Source organism: Streptomyces iconiensis (assembly GCF_028657195.3).
GTDB classification, from domain to species: Bacteria; Actinomycetota; Actinomycetes; order Streptomycetales; family Streptomycetaceae; genus Streptomyces; species Streptomyces iconiensis.
Genome location: NZ_JANCPR020000008.1, coordinates 190,662 through 210,828, shown reverse-complemented (window position 1 = coordinate 210,828; position 20,167 = coordinate 190,662). Strand labels below are relative to the sequence as shown.

Sequence of the window (20,167 nt, the reverse complement as noted above, 5' to 3'; positions counted from 1 at the left end):
GGCAAGCGGCAAGCGACGACGCGCGGCAAGACAGTACGGGCAGCGGGGAACGGCTCGGGGGCGCGGTGGGGGCGCCGCAGACAAGTGCCGCTGCCACGCGGCACGTTCAGCCGATGTCCGGCGGATCGATACGGATGTGCGCCACGGGCCCTTCGCGGCCTGTGAGCCTGCGTACCTGTGCGGTCTTCAGCGCCGCAGCCAACGCCGCGCCGCTGCCCCGGGGCACACGGACCAGTGCCCGTTCCCACTGCTCGCCGGGCGGCGGAGCACCGGTTCTGCGTGGTCGGCCGCGCTCGGTGGCGGGCAGGGGAACGGGGCCCAACACCTCGGTGTGCTCCGGGAGTCCGGCCTCGCCCGCCGCGTCCAGCAGCCCCGTCACGGCCTCGGGAGGGCCGCTGACGGCCGCCATTCTGGAGACGGGGGGAAAGCCCAGCTCCGCACGGTCGGCCAACTCCCGCATCGCGTGCCCCACGGGGTCCCAGCGGACCAGCGCCTGCACCGGGCGCAGCGTCTCCTCGGCGACGATCACCACACTGCCGCCCTCCCCCTGTCCGCGCACCAGCGAGGCAGCGCCCAGCCAGCGGCGCAACGCCTCTTCGCCCGCGCGCAGATCGGGCCGTCCCAGCAGCGCCCAGCCGTCCAGGAGCAGCGCCGCCGCGTAACCCTCTCCGCCCTCCGGCACCGGTTCGGCGCCCGGTGTGGACACCACAAGCGCCGGCCTGCCCGGCACGGAGTCCAGCACGTGCTCGCCACCTGAGGTGCGGACGGGCACGGTGGGGAAGGCGCGGCCCAGTTCCTCCGCCGTACGCCGGGCGCCGAAGACGCTGCCCCGCAGCCGGGCGCCGCCGCACAAGGAGCAGTGCCAGTCGGGCGCCTCGCGCGCGCACCAGCCACAGCGCAGCTCGGCGCCCTCACCTGCGGCTTCCAGGGGGCCGGCGCAGTGTGCGCAACGGGCGGGCTCGCGGCAGCGCGCGCAGGCGAGCCGTGGCACGTACCCACGGCGGGGCACCTGTACGAGTACCGGCCCGCGCTCCAGGCCGTCGCGCGCCGCACGCCAGGCGAGGGTGGGCAGCCGGGCGCTGCGTGCCGCCTCGTCGCGCTCCTCGTCGCGGTCCCCGACCGTACGGACCAGGGGGGCCACGGTGCGGACGGTGGCGCGCTCGGCAGCCAGCGGGTGTGCGAAGCCCGACTCGACCAGCTGCGCCGCCTCGACCGTGCAGCCGTGCGCACCCAGCAGGAAGGCCGCGCGCTCGGTGACGGCGCGCTGGAGCAGGACTTCGCGTGCGTGCGGCTGGGGCGCGTGGTCGTCGCTGTGGCTGGAGTCGCCGTCGTCCCAGATGGCGGCGAGGCCCAGTTTGGCCACGGGCGCGAACATCGCCGCGCGGGTGCCGACCACGGCGCGCACGGCGCCTCTGCTGACGGCGAGCCAGCGGCGGTAGCGCTGTTCTGGGCCTGAGTCCGCTGTGAGCAGCACATGCTGGCCCTCGCCGACGTGCGCGGTGAGCGCGGCGTCCACCCGGGCCGCCGCACGCCCGTCGGGCAGTACGGCGAGCGCTCCACGCCCGGAGGCGAGGGTGGCGGCGAGGGCTCTGGCCAGCTCGTCGGCCCAGTCCCCCGCGCCCGGCAACGCGGTCCACACGGCCCGGGGCGTGTCCTTCCCCGCGAGCGCCTGCAGGAAGGCGGGCCCCTGTTCGTACCGCTCCCAGCCGCCGGGCTCCGGGGCCCGGGGCGCCGGGGGCCGGCGGGGTGAGGGCTTCTTCTCGGCCCTGGCCATCCTGGGAGGCACGGCCAGCTGGACGACATCGGCGAGCGAGCCCGCGTAGCGGTCGGCCACCGCGCGGCACAGCTGGAGCAGTTCAGGTCCGAGCACGGGCTCGGGCGACAGCACCTGGGCGAGGGGGGCGAGTCTGCCGGTGAAGTCGCTGTCGGCACGGCGCTCGACGATGAACCCGTTGATGAGCTTTCCGCCCTCGCGGCGCCCCTCACGCTCCCCCGCCCCGAACCGCACCCTGACCCGGACACCGGGCTGCGCCTCCTCGTCCATGGCCGCGGGGACCGCGTAGTCGAAGTACCGGTCGAGATGGACCAGGCCCTTGTCGACGAGCACCCGCGCCACGGGCAGCGTGGCGGCCAGCTCGGCCCCGCGCCAGGTCCGGGGCCTGGCCTTGGGAGCCTGCCGCTCCTTGTGCTCGCGCACGGTCTCCCGGATCAGCGCGAGCTGCTCGGGCACCTCGGCAGCCCGCCCCTCCGGCTCCCGCCGTTCGTCGTCGTCCCTGCTCACAGCCCCAGTCTTAGCAGACGGGTACGACAGGCCGCGCGTGCGCTCCCCACGCTCACCCGCCCTCCACCGTGCGGCTCCCGGCTCCCGGGGCGCCCGCCGGCCACCGCCGTACGGCCTGCCGGCGTCGGCGCGGTGACGCCCCGCGTCACAAGCAGCGCACCGAGCGCCGGCAGACCGGCGAGGCGCTAACGTGACAAGGCGCCGGCTGCCGCGCGTGAGCGCGTCGTACGGCTCGGCCCGTTCGCTCATTCAGCGTCTCCGACAACAGCTCCGTGCAGGAACAGGTCGACGAGTTCGGCGTTCTCCAACGGGTCGGGGGCGCCCATCCGTCCGGCGCTCATCAGCAGCAAGTGGAAGGCGTCGGCGAGCCGTTCGGGCGCCAGCCGCAGCCTGTCCCGCTCGGGCTCGAAGAGCGCTGCCAGCACGGCCCTGGGCGCTGCGAGACTGGCCTCACGCTGCCGGGCCGCCGCGTCGGGGTCGGCGTCGGTACCGGAGTCGGGGCCGGGGGGTGCCCCTCGCGTGAGCTTGCCCGTAGCGGCGAGCGCCCCGGCGACATCCCCTATCCGGTGCATCCGGCCGCGCATCACCTCGGCCGCCTCTATGAGCCGGCCGGACAGCGGCTGGTCCACCGAGATGGCCTCCAGGAGCGCAACGGTGTCGTCGGGCCGCAACACCTCCTCCATGCACGCCTGGAGCACCGCGTCCTTGTCGGGGAAGACCCGGAAGATCGTGCCCTCCCCGATTCCGGCCGCCCTCGCGATCTTCGCGGTGGTCACCGAGGCGCCGTACTCGACGACGAGCGGCAGTGCCGCTGTGATGATCATTGCCCGACGCTGGTCGGGGTCCATGGCAGGCGCACGGCGCCGAGAAGATGTCTCGTTCATGCCCCGCATCTTACGGAGTGAGTGCTCACTCCGTCAATGAGCGAGTACTCACTCCGCTCTCACGCACTCTCGACGGGCGGCACGCTTTCCTGTGTCCTGCGGAAGGGGAAACGGGAAACACCCCGATCCGCCTTGTTGGTCCAGGCAGCCTGTCCCACGCTGACTTCCGGCGACCGGCTGCTGCCCGGAGTGAGAGTCACGGAGGTTCGAAGTGCCCCAGCAGCCAACCCGGTTCGGTCCTGAACTCCGCAGACGACGGCTCGCAGCGCAGCTCTCCCTCACCCGCCTCGGCCAGCTCGTCCACTACAGCAAGAGCCAGCTGAGCAAGGTCGAACGCGGCCTCAAGCCCCCCAGCCCCGAACTGGCCCGCCTCTGCGACACCACCCTCGACGCAGCCGGCGCCCTCACGTCCCTGGCCCCCACCCGCCCCGCCCCAGCAGCCCCGGCGCTCCCCACCCCGACAGACCCTGCGCTCCCCGCAGAACCCGACGAAGGCGAGGTCTGGCTGATGCACCTGTCCTCCGACGGCCCCAGCTGGTTCCAGCCCGTGGCCCGCAGAACGCTCATGGCGGCGGGCGGCGCCACAGCCGTCACCTTCACCCTCGGGGCGGCCCCGCGTGAAGCGGCGCCGCAGGAGTGCGCCTCGCTCCTCGCCACGGCCCGCTCCCTTTTCGACCACTACCGCACGCTGGGCCAGTCGGCAGGAGGTGACGTGATCCTCCCCGCCCTGGTCGCGCAGACGCACTCCCTGCGTCGAATCGCCCTCCGTGCGGGCCCTCGCACCCGCGACGACCTGCTCTCCCTCGCCTCCCGCTACGCCGAATACGTCGGTTGGCTGGTCCAGGAGACCGGTGACGACAGGGGCGCGCTGTGGTGGACGGACCGCGCCGTCGAACTGGCGGAAGCCGGTGGTGACCGCGACCTCGCGGCGTATGCCCTCGTACGCCGCGCGCTGGTCACCCTCTACCGCGATGAAGCCGCGCAGACCATCGAGTTGGCAGCCCACGCGCAGAGCTTCGCGGCTCCCGCGCGCGTCCGCGGCCTCGCGGCCCAGCGTGAGGCACAGGGACACGCTCTCGCCGGCGACTACGACGCGTGCATGAGCTGCCTGGACCGCGCACGCGAACTCCTCGGCCACGCCGCCGAGGACGACGGCTCCCCCATGATCGGCACCACCACGCTTCCCGACCCCGTGGCCATGATCACCGGCTGGTGCCTGCACGACCTCGGCCGGCCGCGCGAGGCCGCCGAGATCCTCGACCACGAGACGGGCCGTCTGCCCGCACACGCCCTGCGCTCCCAGACCCGTTACGGGCTGCGCCGTGCCCTCGCCCATGCGGCGGCGGGCGAGATCGACCACGCCTGCGCCCTCCTCATGGCCCTCGCCCCCGCCACGGACACCCTTGCGTCCGCCACCCTCTCCGCTGACCTCCGCCGCCTGTCCCGCACCCTCTCCCGCCGCCCCACACCGACCACCCGCTCCCTGGCCCCCTGGCTGGCCGGCCATCACCGATAGAGGAGAGTCCATGCCCGAGATCTTCATCAACTACCGCACCGGCGACGGCGAACAGTCCGCGACCACCATCGCCCGCGAGCTGGCCCACCGCTTCGGTGAGGAACTGGTCTTCCGCGCCAGTGAGTCCATCAAGCCCGGGCAGTGCTACCCCGACGAACTGCTCGCCGGCGTACGCAAGAGCAGCGCGCTCCTCGCCGTCATAGGCCCTCAGTGGCTCGAATCGCCGGACAGCGCCGATGCGAACAGCAGGGCACTGGACAACGAGGAGGACTGGGTACGCAAGGAGATCCTGGAGGCGCTGTCCTGGGGGCTCCCCGTGATCCCCGTGCTCGTGGGGCGACGCATGGAACGCCTCAGCGCGGCCCGGCTTCCGCAGCCGCTGGCGAGGCTGGCCTACATCCAGTCCCTGAGGTACGACACCCAGCAGGCGTCCTCCGACCTCGCCCGTATCGGCGACGTGGTGGCGGATCTGGTCCCCGGACTCACCGACCAACGGGCGGGCAAGGGTACGCCCGACCCGCCGCAGGCGCCCGGCAGCACGAGCAACACCCTCACAGGTGACGGAAGCGGGAACGTACAGGCCAGGGACGTCTCCGGAGGTGTGACAGGCACCGTCATCCACAGGTCCGAAGGCCCCGTGAACACAGGAAGCGGCGAGCAGAACATCCACCAGCCTCAGGTGAACGGCGACGGCACCACGTTCATCACGGGCGGCAACCAGGGCGGCGTCAGCCCTCGCTTCAACACCGGTGCCCCCACCCCCGAGGACGACCGGTGACCGACACCACGACCATCAACAGCTCGCAGGGGCCGGTGAACACCGGCCCGGTCACGGTGAACGTCAACACCGCCATCCGGGACTCCGTTTCCCCGGACACCGCGCGCCGCAATCCCAGGCGGCTGGCCGTTGACGAACTCCGCAGGCTCAGAAGGCGTTTCGAGCCACCACCCGGAGTCGAGCGGGCACGACAGCTTCTGGAGGAACGGAGCGCGGTCCTGCTCACCGCCGCTCCGAGGACCGGGGCGCACACCGCGGCCAAGGTTCTGCTGTGCGAACTGCCCCAGGGCGCCGAACGCTTCCGGGAACTCGTCGACCAGGCGGAGCAGGGAGAGAGTTACGCGCTGGCCTCGGAACAGGTCGAGGACGGGGCCGCGCTCCTGCTCGATCTATCCACGAGCAGCGAGGACCGTTACCAAACGGCCATGGAGGAACTTCCGGGTCTTCTCGCGGTCCTGCGTGAGCGCCACGCCCAACTCGCCGTCGTACTCCCCCAGGACTGGAAGGATTCGCTGAACCCGCTGCTACGTGACCTCGTCGCGCCGCTCGGTCGCCCGCCGAGCAGGGACGTGCTGCGAAAGCACCTGCGCCTCAACGGCATCACACCGGCGCCCGAGGAACTGACCGGCTCCCGTCTGGAGGCGTTCCTCCGCGAGGCGTCCATGGCCGCCGTCGCCGACCTGAGCGAGGGGATCCGCTTCGCCAGGGACTCGGCGTGCCACGGACCCGGCTTCGGGGCGTGGCTCAGCGCGGCACTGACGGAGCTCGAACCGGGCCCCGATGCGGTGGACTCACTGCTGGCGAAGCTGCCGACCGGGCGCCAACGCGCCCTCCTCCTCACGACGGCGCTGCTGCACGGGGCACGTCCCGACACGCTGCACGAAGCCACGTCCCGGCTGTTGCGGGCCGCCGAGCAACCCGACATGTCAGGCCCCGTGCTCCAGCACCGTTCGCTGACCGCACGTCTCGCAGACGTCGAAGCGGCTCCGCACCGGGACGGACGGGTCCGCTTCGACCGGCGCAAGTACGACGACAAGGTACGCACGTACTTCTGGGACAACTTTCCGCAGCTCCGGGACCCGTTACGGGACTGGATCACCCACGCGTCGGACCTGCCCTCGCTCGCGCCGGGCGATCTGCTGAACCTCGTGACGCGCTACGTACGCGAGTGCCTGCGCACCGGCCCACCGGATACGGTCACGGCGCTCGCACAACACTGGACGAGGAACTCGGCCACCCAGGCGGAACAGTCCATGGCCGCCCGCGCCCTGGGCGAGGGCGTGATCCACACCGGATACGGGAGCGTCTTCCGCCGGACCCTGTACGCCTGGTCGCGGGAGCAGGATCTGGTGCCGTCCCGTGCCTATGTCGTCATCAGCGTCTGCTCCGAGGCGCTGTCCCGCCGCTTCCCCGACCAGGCGATGACGCGTCTGCGGCACCTGACCCGTCACAGCAAGCCCGGCATACGGGCCGCCGCCCGCGAGGCGCTGTTGCGCATCACCGACGCGGACGACCTGCTTCACCGCTCCCTGCTGCACCGGTTACGCCCCGGCCCTGAGGGCCCAGGACGGCATGACGCCACACTCTTCCTGGAACTCGCCGACCCCGCCCGGCTCGCCAGGGACAGATCGCTTCGGACACAGTTCGCCGACCACTGGGCAGCGGTGCTGCGGGATCTGCCCCGTACGGCGTGGGAAACGCATCTGCGTCACTGGCTGGACCGGGGGCAAGCCAGTCCCACCGCCCGCTCCGGGGCCGTGGAGGTCATGGCCGCCGCCTGCGTCCGGGAGCCCTCGGCCTTCAGCGGTGTCTACGCCGTCGCATGCCTCTGGGCCCGGGGCGACCCCGCCCGCGGGGAGACCGTGGACGCCCTGTGGCAGCGGGTCAAGTCCGCCCTCGGCACCGAAACGTCCACCCTCGCCCTTCATCCCGCCAAGGAGACGTCCCCATGAGTTCTGGACACGGGACCGTGACCGCCTTCTTCACCGTCATCACCGGGCTCGTCCTGGTCATCGTCGGCCTCGTCCTCGACTGGCCGCCCTGGGTGTGGGGCACCGTGGCCATGGCGTTCACCGCCGCCGCCCTTCTGGCCCGGCGGCTCATGAGGCGGCCCGTGGACCCGCTCGGCCCCGAGTTCACCCATGAACCCGATGTCCCCATCCCGCCTCCGGAGCGCCGGGAACGCGTTCTCCGTGACGTGGCGCTGCCCACCTCGGAGCCGGACTACGACTTCCGCTTCTCCGCCACCGTCCGCTGGTGCCCCCTGGACCCTCCACGGGACGGGCCGCCCTTCAGCGCGGCCGGTGTGGCGGTGGACGCGGTGCTGGAGAGAGCCGGCGCCCTCACGGAGACGCGGGAGCCGCATCGCGGCTCGCTCGCGCAGCACCAGCTCGATGGGGAACTGGCCGTCATGCGGCCTGACTCGGGCGGGCGCGTACTGGCGATGGCGGAGGACGTGACCCTCTCGCTCTCGGAGGCCGACGCCCTGCGTCTGCGCAAGCTCTCCACCGTTCGCAAGGACGAGGTGCTGTGGTCGCATGAGCGCAGATACGAGCGCGACCGGCGCGAGTACCTGCGCGAGGACGTACTCAGCGACACCGGCAGCGCGGTGGTGTGGTGGCTCACGAAGAACGACGAACAGATCAGCAAGACCGTCGAAGACCTCGGCGTGCTCGCGCAGCTCTCGGCAGCCGCCAACAATCTCGATGTTCCCGAGCGCTTCGCGCACATCGTGCCCCACCCCCCGCGCCCTCCGGAGCCGGACGAGCCCACAGAACATTACGGACACGGCGGATCAGCCCTGAACCAGCCGGGCCTTGGCGCGAACGGGGCCGCTCCTCCCAGCCCGGCGGACCACTTCGAGAGGCTGCTGGGAGCCATGGGCGTCCCGGCTGAGCACGCGGACTCCGGCGTCCTCGCGCGCTGTCTCCATGAGGGAGCGAGGGCGGTCGGCCGGACGGAGGCAGCCGAGGCCATCCGTCTCCGGTTCGACCCGGCGGCCATCCCCGCCGCCGAGGACTCCGACCCCAACAGCGTGGACCCGGCCCAGAACCCCCCGTTCTGAGGACGTAAAGGCGCCAGGGCACGAGGAGCACGAGGACACCAGAAAGCGTCCAGAGCCAGGATCGGCGACACCCGCCCATGCCGGAGGCCCGACCCCCGCCAGCGTGGGGTGTCGGGCCTCCGGGATGGAGACGGCGCGGAGCGGCTAGACGCCGACCGCCTTGCGCAGTGCCTCGACGCGGTCCGTGCGCTCCCAGGTGAAGTCCGGGAGAGCGCGGCCGAAGTGGCCGTAGGCCGCGGTCTGAGCGTAGATCGGGCGGAGCAGGTCCAGGTCGCGGATGATCGCGGCCGGGCGGAGGTCGAAGACGTCGGCGATGGCCTGTTCGATCTTCTCGGCCTCGACCGTCGCCGTGCCGAACGTCTCCACGAAGAGGCCGACCGGCTCGGCCTTGCCGATCGCGTAGGCGACCTGGACCTCGCAGCGGCCGGCGAGCCCGGCGGCGACGACGTTCTTGGCGACCCAGCGCATCGCGTAGGCCGCGGAGCGGTCCACCTTGGACGGGTCCTTGCCGGAGAAGGCGCCGCCACCGTGGCGGGCCATACCGCCGTAGGTGTCGATGATGATCTTGCGCCCGGTGAGCCCGGCGTCACCCATGGGGCCGCCGATCTCGAAGCGGCCCGTCGGGTTGACGAGCAGTCGGTAGCCCTCGGTGTCGATCTTGATGCCCTCGTCGACGAGAGCCTTCAGCTCGGGCTCCACGACGAACTCGCGGATGTCCGGCGCGAGCAGCGAGTCGAGGTCGATGTCGGCTGCGTGCTGCGAGGAGACCACGACGGTGTCCAGGCGTACGGGCTTGTCGCCGTTGTACTCGATGGTGACCTGCGTCTTGCCGTCGGGGCGCAGGTACGGGATCGTCCCGTTCTTGCGTACGGCGGAGAGCCGCTCCGAGAGCCGGTGTGCCAGCGTGATGGGCAGCGGCATGTACTCGGCGGTCTCGTCGCAGGCGTAGCCGAACATCAGGCCCTGGTCGCCCGCGCCCTGCTCGTCGAGTTCGTCCTTGTCGCCCTCGACTCGCCGCTCGTAAGCGGTGTCGACGCCCTGGGCGATGTCGGGCGACTGGGCCCCGATGGACTCGGAGACGCCGCAGGAGGCGCCGTCGAAGCCCTTCTTGGACGAGTCGTAACCAATGTCGAGAATCTTGTTGCGCACAAGCGTCGGAATAGGCGCGTACGCCTTGGTCGTCACCTCTCCGGCCACATGCACGAGGCCGGTGGTGATCAGCGTCTCGACGGCGACCCGGGAATGCGGGTCCTCCTTGAGCAGGGCGTCGAGGATGGTGTCGCTGATCTGGTCAGCGATCTTGTCAGGGTGACCCTCGGTCACAGATTCCGAGGTGAACAAGCGGCGCGACACATCGCTCCCTGGGGTTGCAGCGGCTGCTGGCTGAGCATGGGGCGGACCGGTCGGGGGCTGCGCCCAAGCACGGTCCGCGGCCAGTTTATCCATCTCCACCGGCATCCAATCACGGACTCTCGAACTCCGAGACGACCATGACCTGCTCAATCTGAACTCCAGCACTGCCACAGACGGGCCGGAGGTACGGACATATCCAGGCGTGTCGGATATCGAGAACGCAGGTCAAGTGCGCCGTTCCAGCCCCATGCGATCAGTTCAGGCCCACTCGTTCACTTTCCCGGAAGGCGCTCCACCACGAGGTCCCAGACCGTGTCGGCGAGCGCTTCCTTCGGGCCGTGCGGAACGACGGTCTCGCTGCCGTCGGCACCGAGAACGACCGCCGCGTTCTCCTCCGAACCGAAGGTCTTACGCTCCCCGACCTCGTTGACAACCAGCAGGTCACACCCCTTGGAGGCGAGTTTGGCGCGGCCGTGTGCGAGCACGTCGTCGGTCTCGGCTGCGAACCCCGCGACGATCTGCCCTTCACGGGGACGCGACGTAGCGATTTCGGCGAGGATGTCCGGGTTACGCACGAGCGCGACGGGTTCGGGCTCCGCGCCGTCCTTCTTCTTGATCTTTCCGGTGGCGTAGGAGGCGGGCCGGAAGTCGGCGACGGCCGCCGCCATCACCACCGCGTCGGCGTCCGCCGCAGCTCGCACGACGGCCTCCCGTAGGTCACGCGCTGTGCCCACCGGTACGACATCGACGCCCGCGGGGTCGGGCAGTGCGCTGTTCGCCGCGAGGAGCGTGACGCGGGCCCCCCGCGCGGCAGCCGTACGGGCCAGCGCGTAGCCCTGCTTGCCCGAGGAGCGGTTCCCGAGGAAGCGCACGGGGTCCAGCGGCTCCCGGGTGCCGCCAGCGCTGACGACGACGTGGCGGCCCGCGAGGTCGGCGGTGACGGGCGCCGCGCCCCGCGCGAGGACGCGGCGGCAGACCTCGAAGATCGCTTCGGGGTCAGGAAAGCGTCCCTTGCCCGTGTCCACACCTGTCAGACGTCCGACGGCGGGCTCGATGACGACCGCGCCGCGGCGGCGCAGCGTGGCGACGTTCTCCTGGGTCGCGGGGTGCTCCCACATCTCGGTGTGCATGGCGGGCGCGAAGACGACGGGACATCGCGCGGTCAGGAGCGTGTTGGTGAGCAGGTCGTCGGCCAGGCCGTGTGCTGCCTTGGCGAGCAGATCGGCGGTCGCGGGGGCGACGACGACGAGGTCGGCCGTCTGTCCGATGCGCACATGCGGCACCTCGTGCACCGAGTCCCACACCTCGGTCGAGACGGGATGCCCGGTCAGCGCCGACCAGGTGGCGGAGCCGACGAAGTGCAGCGCCGAGTCGGTGGGGACGGCGCGGACGTCGTGCCCGCTCTCGGTCAGCCGCCGGACCAGCTCGCACGCCTTGTAAGCGGCGATGCCCCCGCCGATCCCGAGAACGACCTTCGGCCTGCCCTGCTGCTCTGTCACTCGTCTCTCCCCACGCGCGGACGTATGGCTCCATGACACACCAGGGGCCCGGCAGCCGCGCTGCCGGGCCCCTGGTGGAGGTGCGGATGTGCGATTACTGGCCGATGGGCGGGGCCTCGATGGCCTCGGACGTCAGCAGGCCCGCGTTGATCTCGCGGAGCGCGATGGAGAGCGGCTTCTCATGCACGTGCGTGTCCACCAGCGGGCCGACGTACTCAAGAAGGCCCTCACCGAGCTGGGAGTAGTACGCGTTGATCTGACGCGCGCGCTTGGCGGCGTAGATCACGAGGCTGTACTTCGAGTCGGTGGCCTCAAGAAGCTCATCAATCGGCGGGTTGATGATGCCCTCGGGCGTGGTGATGGAAGAGGACACTCTCTGCCTTCCGGAGGGTGGGTGTGAATGATCGATTTACGATCTTGAGCCGGAACCGAGGCATAAGACCAAGGTCACGGGATCAATCGATACTCATCAAGGCTAGCAGCTCAGCGCTGACCTCCTCGACGGAGGTGTTGACGAGCGTCACATCGAACTCGGCGCCGGCGGCCAGCTCCGTGCGGGCCGCCTCCAGGCGTCGTTCGATGATCTCGGGCGCCTCGGTTCCCCGCCCGGTCAGGCGCCTGACCAGTTCCTCCCAGGTGGGAGGGGCGAGGAAGACGAGTTGCGCCTCGGGCATCGACTGCTTGACGAGCCGTGCCCCCTGGAGATCGATCTCCAGCAGGACGGGCTCACCTCGCTCCAGGTGTTCCAGCACCGCCTGGCGTGGGGTGCCGTACCTGTTGCCCGCGAACTCGGCCCACTCCAGCAACTCGCCGTTGGCGACGAGCTTGTCGAACTCCTCGTCGTCCACGAAGAAGTACTGCACCCCATGGCGCTCGCCCGGGCGGGGCCTTCGGGTGGTGGCGGAGACGGAGAGCCAGACCTCGGGATGGGCCTTGCGCATATGGGCGACGACCGTGCTCTTGCCGACCCCCGAGGGGCCGGAGAGCACGGTCAGTCGCGATGTGCCGACCGGGGGTGCCGGGGTCTCCCCCCGGGGAACTGCAGAACTCATGCAGCGATTATCCCGGTTCGCGCGAGTGCCTGAGACCTCAGGCGTTCGCACCGCCGAACTCGCGCTCAAGAGCCGCGATCTGGTTGGAGCCGAGGCCACGCACGCGGCGGCTCTCGGAGATCCCCAGACGCTCCATGATCTGCTTGGCGCGGACCTTGCCGACGCCGGGCAGGGACTCCAGGAGCGCGGAGACCTTCATCTTGCCGATGACATCGTTCTCCTGGCCCTGCTTGATGACCTCATGGAGGGATGCGCCGGAGTGCTTCAGCCGGTTCTTGACCTCGGCGCGCTCCCGGCGAGCCGCGGCGGCCTTTTCGAGCGCGGCTGCGCGCTGTTCAGGGGTAAGGGGCGGAAGAGCCACGCCTACGTCACCTCGGATGTCGAACTGTCGGATACGGACCGGTGAGGAACCTAGTAGCCCTACACCTGCGGAGCAACGAGCAACGCGCCTGTTCGCGGTGCTCTCGACGGAGACTAGCGGCCTGCGGCCCAACAGTCAGCGAGAACAGACGAAAAGTCCTGGTCAGCCTCTGTCGACCAGGACATTTCCGGGCATAATGAGCAGATTTTTCTGCGTCAGTTGACCGCTGCCCACACCTCATCGGCAAAACGGGCCGCGGAATCACGCAATCCGGATGTAACGGGGCCGTGCCGGAGCACCCCCCTGCTGACGCTCGGCACCACATTGCGCACCGCGTCACCGAAGACCGCGGGGAGATCGGCCGGGGTCGCGCCCTGCGCTCCGATGCCGGGGGCGAGGAGCGGACCGTTGACATCGAGATCGAAGTCGGACAGATCGCCCAGCGTCGCGCCGACGACCGCGCCGAAGGAGCCGAGCGGAGCCGCGCCCGCGTTCTCGGACGCGAGGTGCCGCAGCATGGTCGCCGCCACGCTGGAACCGTCCTCGCGTACGGCACGCTGCACCTCCCGCCCCTCCTCGTTGGAGGTGAGCGCGAGCACGAAGAGCCCCGCACCGCCGGCGTGGGCCGCGTCCAGTGCCGGGCGCAGCGCCTCGAAGCCCAGATACGGGCTGACGGTGAGCGCGTCGGAGAAGAGCGGGCTGTCCCTGTCGAGGTACGTGGCCGCGTAGGCGCCCATGGTCGAGCCGATGTCGCCGCGCTTGGCGTCCATCAGCACCAGCGCCCCGGCTTCGCGGGCCTCGGCGACCGCCTTCTCCAGCACGGCGAGGCCGCGCGAGCCGAAGCGCTCGAAGAAGGCGGACTGCGGCTTGAGGACAGCGACCCGGTCGGCGAGCGCCTCGACGGTCGTACGGGTGAAGCGCTCAAGGCCGGCGACGTCGTCGCTCAGGCCCCAGTCGCGCAGCAGCGAGGCGTGCGGGTCGATGCCCACGCACAGCGGACCGCGCGTCTCCATGGCGGCGCGCAGCCTGGCGCCGAAGGGTACGGGCTCGGTCATACGGTCACCTTCCGGTGGTCGGCGCCGACGGCCTCGGCGAGAGTGGCGTACGGGCTGGCCTCCAGCCGCCGCGCGAGCCCGGCGTGCACGGTGCGCATCCAGAACGGGCCCTCGTAGAGGAACGCCGTGTAGCCCTGCACAAGGGTGGCTCCGGCCAGGATGCGCCGCCAGGCGTCCTCGGCCGTGGTGATGCCGCCGACGCCGATCAGCGTGAGCCGGTCGCCGGCCCGCGCGTAGAGGCGGCGCAGCACCTCGGTGGAACGGTCACCGACCGGTGCGCCGGAGAGACCGCCCGTCTCTGCGAGGAGCGCCGGGGCAGCGGTCAGGCCGAGCCCTTCGCGGGCGATGGTGGTGTTGGTGGCGATGATGCCGTCGAGGCCCAGTTCGACGGCGAGGTCGGCCACCGCGTCGATGTCCTCGTCCGCCAGATCGGGCGCGATCTTGACGAGAAGCGGAACGCGGCGGTCGGTCACCGTACGGTCGGCCGCCTCGCGTACGGCGGTGAGGAGCGGGCGCAGATGCTCGGTGGCCTGGAGGTTCCGCAGGCCCGGGGTGTTCGGCGAGGAGACATTCACCACGAGGTAGTCGGCGTGCGGCGCGAGTGCCTCGGTCGAGGTGACGTAGTCCCCAACGGCGTCGGCCTCGGTGACCGCCTTGGTCTTGCCGATGTTGACTCCGAGGGTCGTGGGAAAGACCGCGTCGCGTGCGGCGAGGCGGGCTGCGACGGCGGCTGAGCCCTCGTTGTTGAAGCCCATGCGGTTGATCAGCGCGCGGTCCTCGACCAGGCGGAAGAGCCGCTTCTTGGGGTTGCCCGGCTGGGGCTGCCCGGTGACCGTGCCGATCTCGACGTGGTCGAAGCCGAGCATCGCGAGGCCGTCGGTGCCCTCGGCGTTCTTGTCGAAGCCGGCCGCCAGGCCGAAGGGGCCGTGCATGCGGCGGCCCAGCGCTTCGACGCGGAGTGCCTTGTGACGGGGGGCGAGTACCGCTGCGGCGAACGTGCGCAGGACGGGGATGCGGGCGGCGCAACGGATCCAGGAGAAGGCCAGGTGGTGGGCCTTCTCCGGGTCCATGCGCGCGAAGAGGGCCCGGAAGAGGAGTCCGTACATGTGTGGGCTTTCCGTGGGTGATGGTGCCCCCGCGCCGCCCTGCCCCGGACTCCCGGGCGCCGGAGAGGGTTCTCCGGCGCCCGGGGCTCGGGTGCGCGCGCTGGGGGGGGGGAGGAACGCGGCCTCAGCCCTCGCGGGCCGCCGTCAGATGCAGGGCGTGGTCCTGCAGGGAGCGGACCGACACCTCACCGCGCTGCAGCGCCTCGATGCCCTGCACCGCCGCGGCCAGCGCCTGCACGGTCGTGAGGCACGGCACCGAGCGCGCGACGGCGGCCGTGCGGATGTCGTAGCCGTCGAGGCGGCCACCGGTGCCGTACGGGGTGTTGACGATGAGGTCGACCTGGCCGTCGTGGATGAGCTGGACGATGGTCGGTTCACCCGCGGGGCCCTCGCCCTGGCTCTGCTTGCGGACGACGGTCGCGTTGATTCCGTTGCGCTTGAGAACTTCAGCCGTGCCGGAGGTGGCGAGCAGTTCGAAGCCCATGCCGACCAGTTCCCTGGCGGGGAAGATCAGCGAGCGCTTGTCCCGGTTGGCGACGGAGACGAAGGCGCGGCCCTTGCTCGGCAGCGCACCGTAGGCGGCGGCCTGCGACTTGGCGTACGCGGTGCCGAACACCGAGTCGATGCCCATGACTTCACCGGTGGAGCGCATCTCCGGGCCGAGCACGGTATCGACTCCGCGACCCTGCACGTCCCGGAAGCGGTTCCACGGGAGTACCGCTTCCTTGACCGAGATCGGCGCGTCCAGCGGCAGGTCGCCCCCGTCGCCCTCGGCCGGGAGCATGCCCTCGGCGCGCAGCTCGGCGACGGTGGCGCCGAGCGAGATACGGGCCGCAGCCTTTGCGAGCGGGACGGCCGTGGCCTTGGAGGTGAAGGGGACCGTACGGGAGGCACGGGGGTTGGCCTCCAGCACGTAGAGGATGTCCCCTGCCATCGCGAACTGGATGTTGATCAGGCCCTGGACGCCGACGCCCCGCGCGATGGCCTCGGTCGAGGCGCGCAGCCGCTTGATGTCGTAGCCGCCGAGGGTGATCGGAGGCAGCGCGCAGGCGGAGTCGCCGGAGTGGATACCGGCCTCCTCGATGTGCTCCATCACGCCGCCGAGGTACAGCTCCTCGCCGTCGTAGAGCGCGTCGACGTCGATCTCGATGGCGTCGTCGAGGAAGCGGTCGATGAGGACCGGGTGCTTCTCGATGAGGCCCGCGTGGCGCTCCAGGTAGGACTCCAGCGAGGGCTCGTCGTAGACGATCTCCATGCCGCGCCCGCCGAGAACGTACGAGGGGCGGACCATCACCGGGTAGTTGATCTCGGCGGCGATCCCCTTGGCCTGTGCGAACGAGAAAGCGGTGCCGTACTTGGGCGCCGGCAGGCCCGCCTCGGTCAGCACGCGGCCGAACGCGCCGCGCTCCTCGGCCAGTTCGATGGCCTCGGGTGAGGTGCCGGCGATCGGTACGCCGTTGTCCTTGAGCGCCTGTGCGAGGCCCAGCGGGGTCTGCCCGCCGAGCTGGACGAGGACGCCGGCGACGGGTCCTGCCTGCCGCTCCGCGTGGACGATCTCCAGGACGTCCTCCAGGGTGAGCGGCTCGAAGTAGAGCCGGTCGGAGGTGTCGTAGTCGGTGGAGACCGTCTCGGGGTTGCAGTTGACCATGATCGTCTCGTAGCCGGCCGCCCCGAGCGCGAAGGAGGCGTGGACGCACGAGTAGTCGAACTCGATGCCCTGGCCGATGCGGTTGGGCCCCGAGCCGAGGATGATCACCGCGGGCTTCTCGCGGGGTGCGACCTCGGTCTCCTCGTCGTAGGAGGAGTAGAAGTACGGGGTCTTCGCTGCGAACTCGGCGGCGCAGGTGTCGACGGTCTTGTAGACGGGCCGGACGCCGAGCGCGTGCCTGACCTCGCGTACCACGTCCTCGCGCAGGGAGCGTACGGCGCCGATCTGCGCGTCGGAGAAGCCGTTGCGCTTGGCGTGCGCGAACAGTTCGCGGCTCAGCTCGGGCGCAGCGGCGAGCTCGTCGGCGGTCTCCTTGATGAGGAACAGCTGGTCGACGAACCAGGGGTCGATCTTCGTCGCTTCGAAGACCTCCTCCTGCGTGGCACCGGCCCGGATCGCGTCCATGACGGTGTTGATCCGGCCGTCGGTCGGCCGCCCGGCGTCGGTGAGGAGCTGCGCCTTGTCGCCGAGTTCGGCCACCGGGGTGGCGAAGTCGAACTGGCTGCCCTTCTTCTCCAGCGAGCGCAGCGCCTTGTTGAGGGCCTCGGGGAAGTTACGGCCGATGGCCATGGCCTCGCCGACCGACTTCATGGTGGTGGTGAGGGTCGAGTCGGCGGCCGGGAACTTCTCGAAGGCGAAGCGGGGCGCCTTGACGACGACATAGTCGAGTGTGGGCTCGAAGGACGCCGGGGTCTTCTCGGTGATGTCGTTGGGGATCTCATCGAGCGTGTAGCCGACGGCGAGCTTCGCCGCGATCTTCGCGATGGGGAACCCGGTGGCCTTGGACGCCAGCGCGGACGACCTCGAAACGCGCGGGTTCATCTCGATGACGACGACGCGGCCGTCCTCGGGGTTGACGGCGAACTGGATGTTGCAGCCACCGGTGTCGACGCCGACCTCGCGGATGACGGCGATGCCGATGTCACGCAGCACCTGGTACTCGCGGTCGGTCAGCGTCATCGCGGGCGCGACGGTGATGGAGTCGCCGGTGTGCACGCCCATGGGGTCGAAGTTCTCGATGGAGCAGACGACCACGACGTTGTCGTTCTTGTCGCGCATCAGCTCCAGCTCGTACTCCTTCCAGCCGAGGATGGACTCCTCCAGGAGCACCTCGGTGGTCGGCGACAGTTCGAGGCCCTGGCCCGCGATGCGGCGCAGCTCGTCCTCGTCGTGTGCGAAGCCGGAACCGGCGCCGCCCATGGTGAAGGAGGGGCGGACGACCACGGGGTAGCCGCCCAGCTCGCCGACGCCGCGCAGCACGTCGTCCATGGAGTGGCAGATGAAGGAGCGCGCGGAGGCGCCGTGGCCGATCTTGCCGCGTACGGCCTCCACGACGTCCTTGAACTGGTCGCGGTCCTCGCCCTTGTTGATGGCCTCGACATTGGCGCCGATCAGTTCGACGCCGTACTTGTCCAGGGTTCCGTCCCCGTGCAGGGAGATCGCGGTGTTGAGCGCGGTCTGGCCGCCGAGGGTGGGCAGCAGCGTGTCGGGACGCTCCTTGGCGATGATCTTCTCGACGAACTCGGGGGTGATCGGCTCGACATACGTGGCGTCGGCGATCTCCGGGTCCGTCATGATCGTGGCGGGGTTGGAGTTGACCAGGATCACGCGCAGGCCCTCGGCCTTGAGTACGCGGCACGCCTGGGTACCTGAGTAGTCGAACTCGGCGGCCTGCCCGATGACGATCGGTCCTGAGCCGATGACCAGGACGGACTGGATATCGGTGCGCTTAGGCACGCTGGTCCTCCATGGGGGAAACGCTGTGCGGGTTGTGTCCGTCGCGCATCAGCGCGACGAACCGGTCGAAGAGGTAGGCGGCGTCGTGCGGTCCTGCCGCGGCTTCGGGGTGGTACTGGACGCTGAAGGCGGGCTTGTCGAGCAGCCTCAGCCCTTCCACGACGTTGTCGTTCAGGCACACGTGCGAGACCTCGGCCCGCCCGTACGGGGTGTCGCTTGCCCGGTCGAGGGGCGCGTCGACGGCGAAGCCGTGGTTGTGCGCCGTGACCTCGACCTTGCCCGTGGCGCGGTCCTGCACGGGCTGGTTGATGCCCCGGTGGCCGTACTTCAGCTTGAAGGTGCCGAAGCCGAGCGCCCGGCCGAGGATCTGGTTGCCCAGGCAGATGCCGAAGAGCGGAGTGCCCCGCTCCAGGACGGCCCGCATCAGCGCGACGGGGTGCTCGGCCGTGGACGGGTCGCCTGGACCGTTGGAGAAGAAGACCCCGTCCGGGTTCACTGCGTAGACGTCCTCGGGCGTCGCGGTGCCGGGCAGCACGTGTACCTCGATGCCGCGCTCGGCCAGGCGGTGCGGGGTCATGCCCTTGATGCCCAGGTCGATGGCGGCGACGGTGAAGCGCTTCTCGCCGATCGCGGGGACGACGTGGGCCTGCTGGACCGTGACCTCCTCGTAGAGGCTGGTGCCCTTCATCTGCGGCGCCGAGCGCACGCGTTCGAGCAGTGCGGCCTCGTCGGCGGCTGCGGCCTCACCGGAGAAGATCCCGACGCGCATCGCGCCGCGTTCCCGCAGGTGGCGGGTGAGGGCGCGGGTGTCGATGCCGGAGATGCCGACGACGCCCTGGTCGGCCAGTTCCTCGTCGAGGGAACGGGTTGCGCGCCAGTTCGAGGGGACGCGCGCGGGGTCGCGTACGACGTAGCCGGAGACCCAGATCTTCCGGGACTCGGGGTCCTCGTCGTTGACTCCGGTGTTGCCCACGTGCGGGGCCGTCATGACCACGACCTGACGGTGGTAGGAGGGGTCGGTCAGCGTCTCCTGATACCCCGTCATGCCGGTGGAGAACACGGCCTCGCCGAAGGTCTCCCCCACCGCCCCGTAGGCGCGGCCACGGAAGGAGCGGCCGTCCTCCAGGACGAGCAACGCGTGGTTGATCGTCTTGTGTGTGGCTCCCCTGGCGGAGGTCGTCATCATGCGCCTTCCCGATTGTGCTGGGTCGCGGTGACGCCGTTGTCGCCGCTCATTTCGTTGATCTTCTCGGCCCACTCGGCGTGCCGCGCCGAGTGGTCGAAGCGGAAGCCGGAGTCGAGCCGCCTGTCGCCGTGCTCCCAGGTGATCACCAGCAGACCGCCCTCCGTGAGGACCTTGCCCGCGATCCCGGTGTCGAGCCGGGCCCCGCGCAGCTGCTCGGCCGGCACGAAGAAGTCCTGCGCACCGGGGCGTACGACATCGAGGCCCTCTCTCGTCAGGGTCAGCTCGGCGCGGCTGCGGGTGCCGAGCCCCTGGGCGACGATCCGGTCCAGCCACTGCCCCTCGCTGGTGGAACCGTGATAGCGCCCGGTCATCACGAGCAGCGGCTTGCCGGTCTCCGCCGGACGCTGGGGCAGCTCGGGCAGGTCGCCCTGGAGCGTGCCGCGCCACTTCCAGCCCTGGCGCATCAGCCAGTACAGCAGCGCGATGAAGAGGACCAGTCCGACGACCCAGCCCGCACGGGACGCCCAGTCGGTGACTTCCTGCGATTTCTGTTCGGCGGCAAGGCCGACCAGATGGATGTTCATTGT

Annotated in this window: 16 protein-coding genes; 4 read left to right on the top strand and 12 right to left on the bottom strand. The window is 70.6% G+C overall.

What is annotated here, in order from left to right; translation table 11 throughout:
• Positions 1–106: 106 nt before the first annotated feature.
• Both NMN56_RS10610 and NMN56_RS10605 read right to left on the bottom strand, forming a co-directional pair.
• Positions 107–2,281, bottom strand: coding sequence for a primosomal protein N' (locus NMN56_RS10610; protein WP_274038926.1), 2,175 nt, complete (start codon positions 2,279–2,281; stop codon positions 107–109).
• A gap of 245 nt (positions 2,282–2,526) precedes the next feature.
• Positions 2,527–3,165, bottom strand: coding sequence for a TetR/AcrR family transcriptional regulator (locus NMN56_RS10605; RefSeq protein WP_274038925.1), 639 nt, complete (start codon positions 3,163–3,165; stop codon positions 2,527–2,529).
• 211 nt (positions 3,166–3,376) lie between these two features.
• On the opposite strand from NMN56_RS10605, the gene NMN56_RS10600 reads away from it, so the two are divergent.
• The 4 genes from NMN56_RS10600 to NMN56_RS10585 are packed head-to-tail and all read left to right on the top strand — an operon-like array spanning position 3,377 to position 8,523.
• Positions 3,377–4,681, top strand: coding sequence for a helix-turn-helix domain-containing protein (locus NMN56_RS10600; RefSeq protein WP_274038924.1), 1,305 nt, complete (start codon positions 3,377–3,379; stop codon positions 4,679–4,681).
• A gap of 10 nt (positions 4,682–4,691) precedes the next feature.
• Positions 4,692–5,459 (top strand): toll/interleukin-1 receptor domain-containing protein, encoded by a 768-nt coding sequence (locus NMN56_RS10595; protein WP_274038923.1) that lies wholly within the window; start codon positions 4,692–4,694, stop codon positions 5,457–5,459.
• Complete coding sequence (locus NMN56_RS10590) at positions 5,456–7,411, top strand: hypothetical protein (RefSeq protein ID WP_274038922.1); 1,956 nt, start codon at positions 5,456–5,458, stop codon at positions 7,409–7,411. The genes NMN56_RS10595 and NMN56_RS10590 overlap by 4 nt, the downstream gene beginning before the upstream one ends.
• On the top strand, positions 7,408–8,523 hold the full coding sequence (locus NMN56_RS10585) for a hypothetical protein (RefSeq protein WP_274038921.1): 1,116 nt from the start codon (positions 7,408–7,410) through the stop codon (positions 8,521–8,523). Before NMN56_RS10590 ends, NMN56_RS10585 begins: the two co-directional genes overlap by 4 nt.
• A gap of 144 nt (positions 8,524–8,667) precedes the next feature.
• Here NMN56_RS10585 and metK read toward each other — a convergent pair whose 3' ends face one another.
• From metK to NMN56_RS10535, 10 genes are all read right to left on the bottom strand, one after another.
• Positions 8,668–9,876 (bottom strand): methionine adenosyltransferase, encoded by a 1,209-nt coding sequence (metK, locus tag NMN56_RS10580; RefSeq protein WP_274038920.1) that lies wholly within the window; start codon positions 9,874–9,876, stop codon positions 8,668–8,670.
• Between the two features lie 272 nt (positions 9,877–10,148).
• Entirely contained in the window at positions 10,149–11,414 is a 1,266-nt protein-coding gene (coaBC, locus tag NMN56_RS10575) for a bifunctional phosphopantothenoylcysteine decarboxylase/phosphopantothenate--cysteine ligase CoaBC (protein ID WP_274038919.1), read from the bottom strand.
• A 55-nt stretch (positions 11,415–11,469) separates the two neighbouring features.
• Positions 11,470–11,748 carry a DNA-directed RNA polymerase subunit omega gene (gene rpoZ, locus NMN56_RS10570; protein ID WP_274038918.1) on the bottom strand — a complete coding sequence of 93 codons (279 nt, stop codon included), beginning with the start codon at positions 11,746–11,748 and terminating at the stop codon, positions 11,470–11,472.
• Positions 11,749–11,830: 82 nt separating this feature from the next.
• Complete coding sequence (gene gmk / locus NMN56_RS10565) at positions 11,831–12,427, bottom strand: guanylate kinase (RefSeq protein ID WP_274038917.1); 597 nt, start codon at positions 12,425–12,427, stop codon at positions 11,831–11,833.
• A 37-nt stretch (positions 12,428–12,464) separates the two neighbouring features.
• The gene (locus NMN56_RS10560) at positions 12,465–12,788 is read right to left on the bottom strand and encodes an integration host factor (RefSeq protein WP_019356158.1); all 324 of its coding nucleotides are present in this window, start codon (positions 12,786–12,788) and stop codon (positions 12,465–12,467) included.
• 215 nt (positions 12,789–13,003) lie between these two features.
• A complete protein-coding gene (gene pyrF / locus NMN56_RS10555) occupies positions 13,004–13,843 on the bottom strand; it encodes an orotidine-5'-phosphate decarboxylase (protein ID WP_274038916.1) in 840 nt (279 codons plus the stop codon).
• Positions 13,840–14,949, bottom strand: coding sequence for a quinone-dependent dihydroorotate dehydrogenase (locus NMN56_RS10550; protein ID WP_274038915.1), 1,110 nt, complete (start codon positions 14,947–14,949; stop codon positions 13,840–13,842). Before NMN56_RS10550 ends, pyrF begins: the two co-directional genes overlap by 4 nt.
• 124 nt (positions 14,950–15,073) lie before the next feature.
• Positions 15,074–18,394 (bottom strand): carbamoyl-phosphate synthase large subunit, encoded by a 3,321-nt coding sequence (carB, locus tag NMN56_RS10545; protein ID WP_274038914.1) that lies wholly within the window; start codon positions 18,392–18,394, stop codon positions 15,074–15,076.
• The gene (gene carA, locus NMN56_RS10540) at positions 18,387–19,577 is read right to left on the bottom strand and encodes a glutamine-hydrolyzing carbamoyl-phosphate synthase small subunit (RefSeq protein ID WP_274039360.1); all 1,191 of its coding nucleotides are present in this window, start codon (positions 19,575–19,577) and stop codon (positions 18,387–18,389) included. The genes carB and carA overlap by 8 nt, the downstream gene beginning before the upstream one ends.
• Positions 19,577–20,164 (bottom strand): PH-like domain-containing protein, encoded by a 588-nt coding sequence (locus tag NMN56_RS10535; RefSeq protein WP_274039359.1) that lies wholly within the window; start codon positions 20,162–20,164, stop codon positions 19,577–19,579. The genes carA and NMN56_RS10535 overlap by 1 nt, the downstream gene beginning before the upstream one ends.
• Positions 20,165–20,167: the final 3 nt, after the last annotated feature.

What these genes read in the sequence shown, in the direction of transcription:
- NMN56_RS10605 (WP_274038925.1), bottom strand. Translation starts at nt 3,165, where the DNA reads ATGAACGAGACATCTTCTCGGCGCCGTGCGCCTGCCATGGACCCCGAC.
- NMN56_RS10595 (WP_274038923.1), top strand. Translation starts at nt 4,692, where the DNA reads ATGCCCGAGATCTTCATCAACTACCGCACCGGCGACGGCGAACAGTCC.
- NMN56_RS10585 (WP_274038921.1), top strand. Translation starts at nt 7,408, where the DNA reads ATGAGTTCTGGACACGGGACCGTGACCGCCTTCTTCACCGTCATCACC.
- gmk (WP_274038917.1), bottom strand. Translation starts at nt 12,427, where the DNA reads ATGAGTTCTGCAGTTCCCCGGGGGGAGACCCCGGCACCCCCGGTCGGC.
- pyrF (WP_274038916.1), bottom strand. Translation starts at nt 13,843, where the DNA reads ATGACCGAGCCCGTACCCTTCGGCGCCAGGCTGCGCGCCGCCATGGAG.
- NMN56_RS10550 (WP_274038915.1), bottom strand. Translation starts at nt 14,949, where the DNA reads ATGTACGGACTCCTCTTCCGGGCCCTCTTCGCGCGCATGGACCCGGAG.
- carA (WP_274039360.1), bottom strand. Translation starts at nt 19,577, where the DNA reads ATGACGACCTCCGCCAGGGGAGCCACACACAAGACGATCAACCACGCG.
- NMN56_RS10535 (WP_274039359.1), bottom strand. Translation starts at nt 20,164, where the DNA reads ATGAACATCCATCTGGTCGGCCTTGCCGCCGAACAGAAATCGCAGGAA.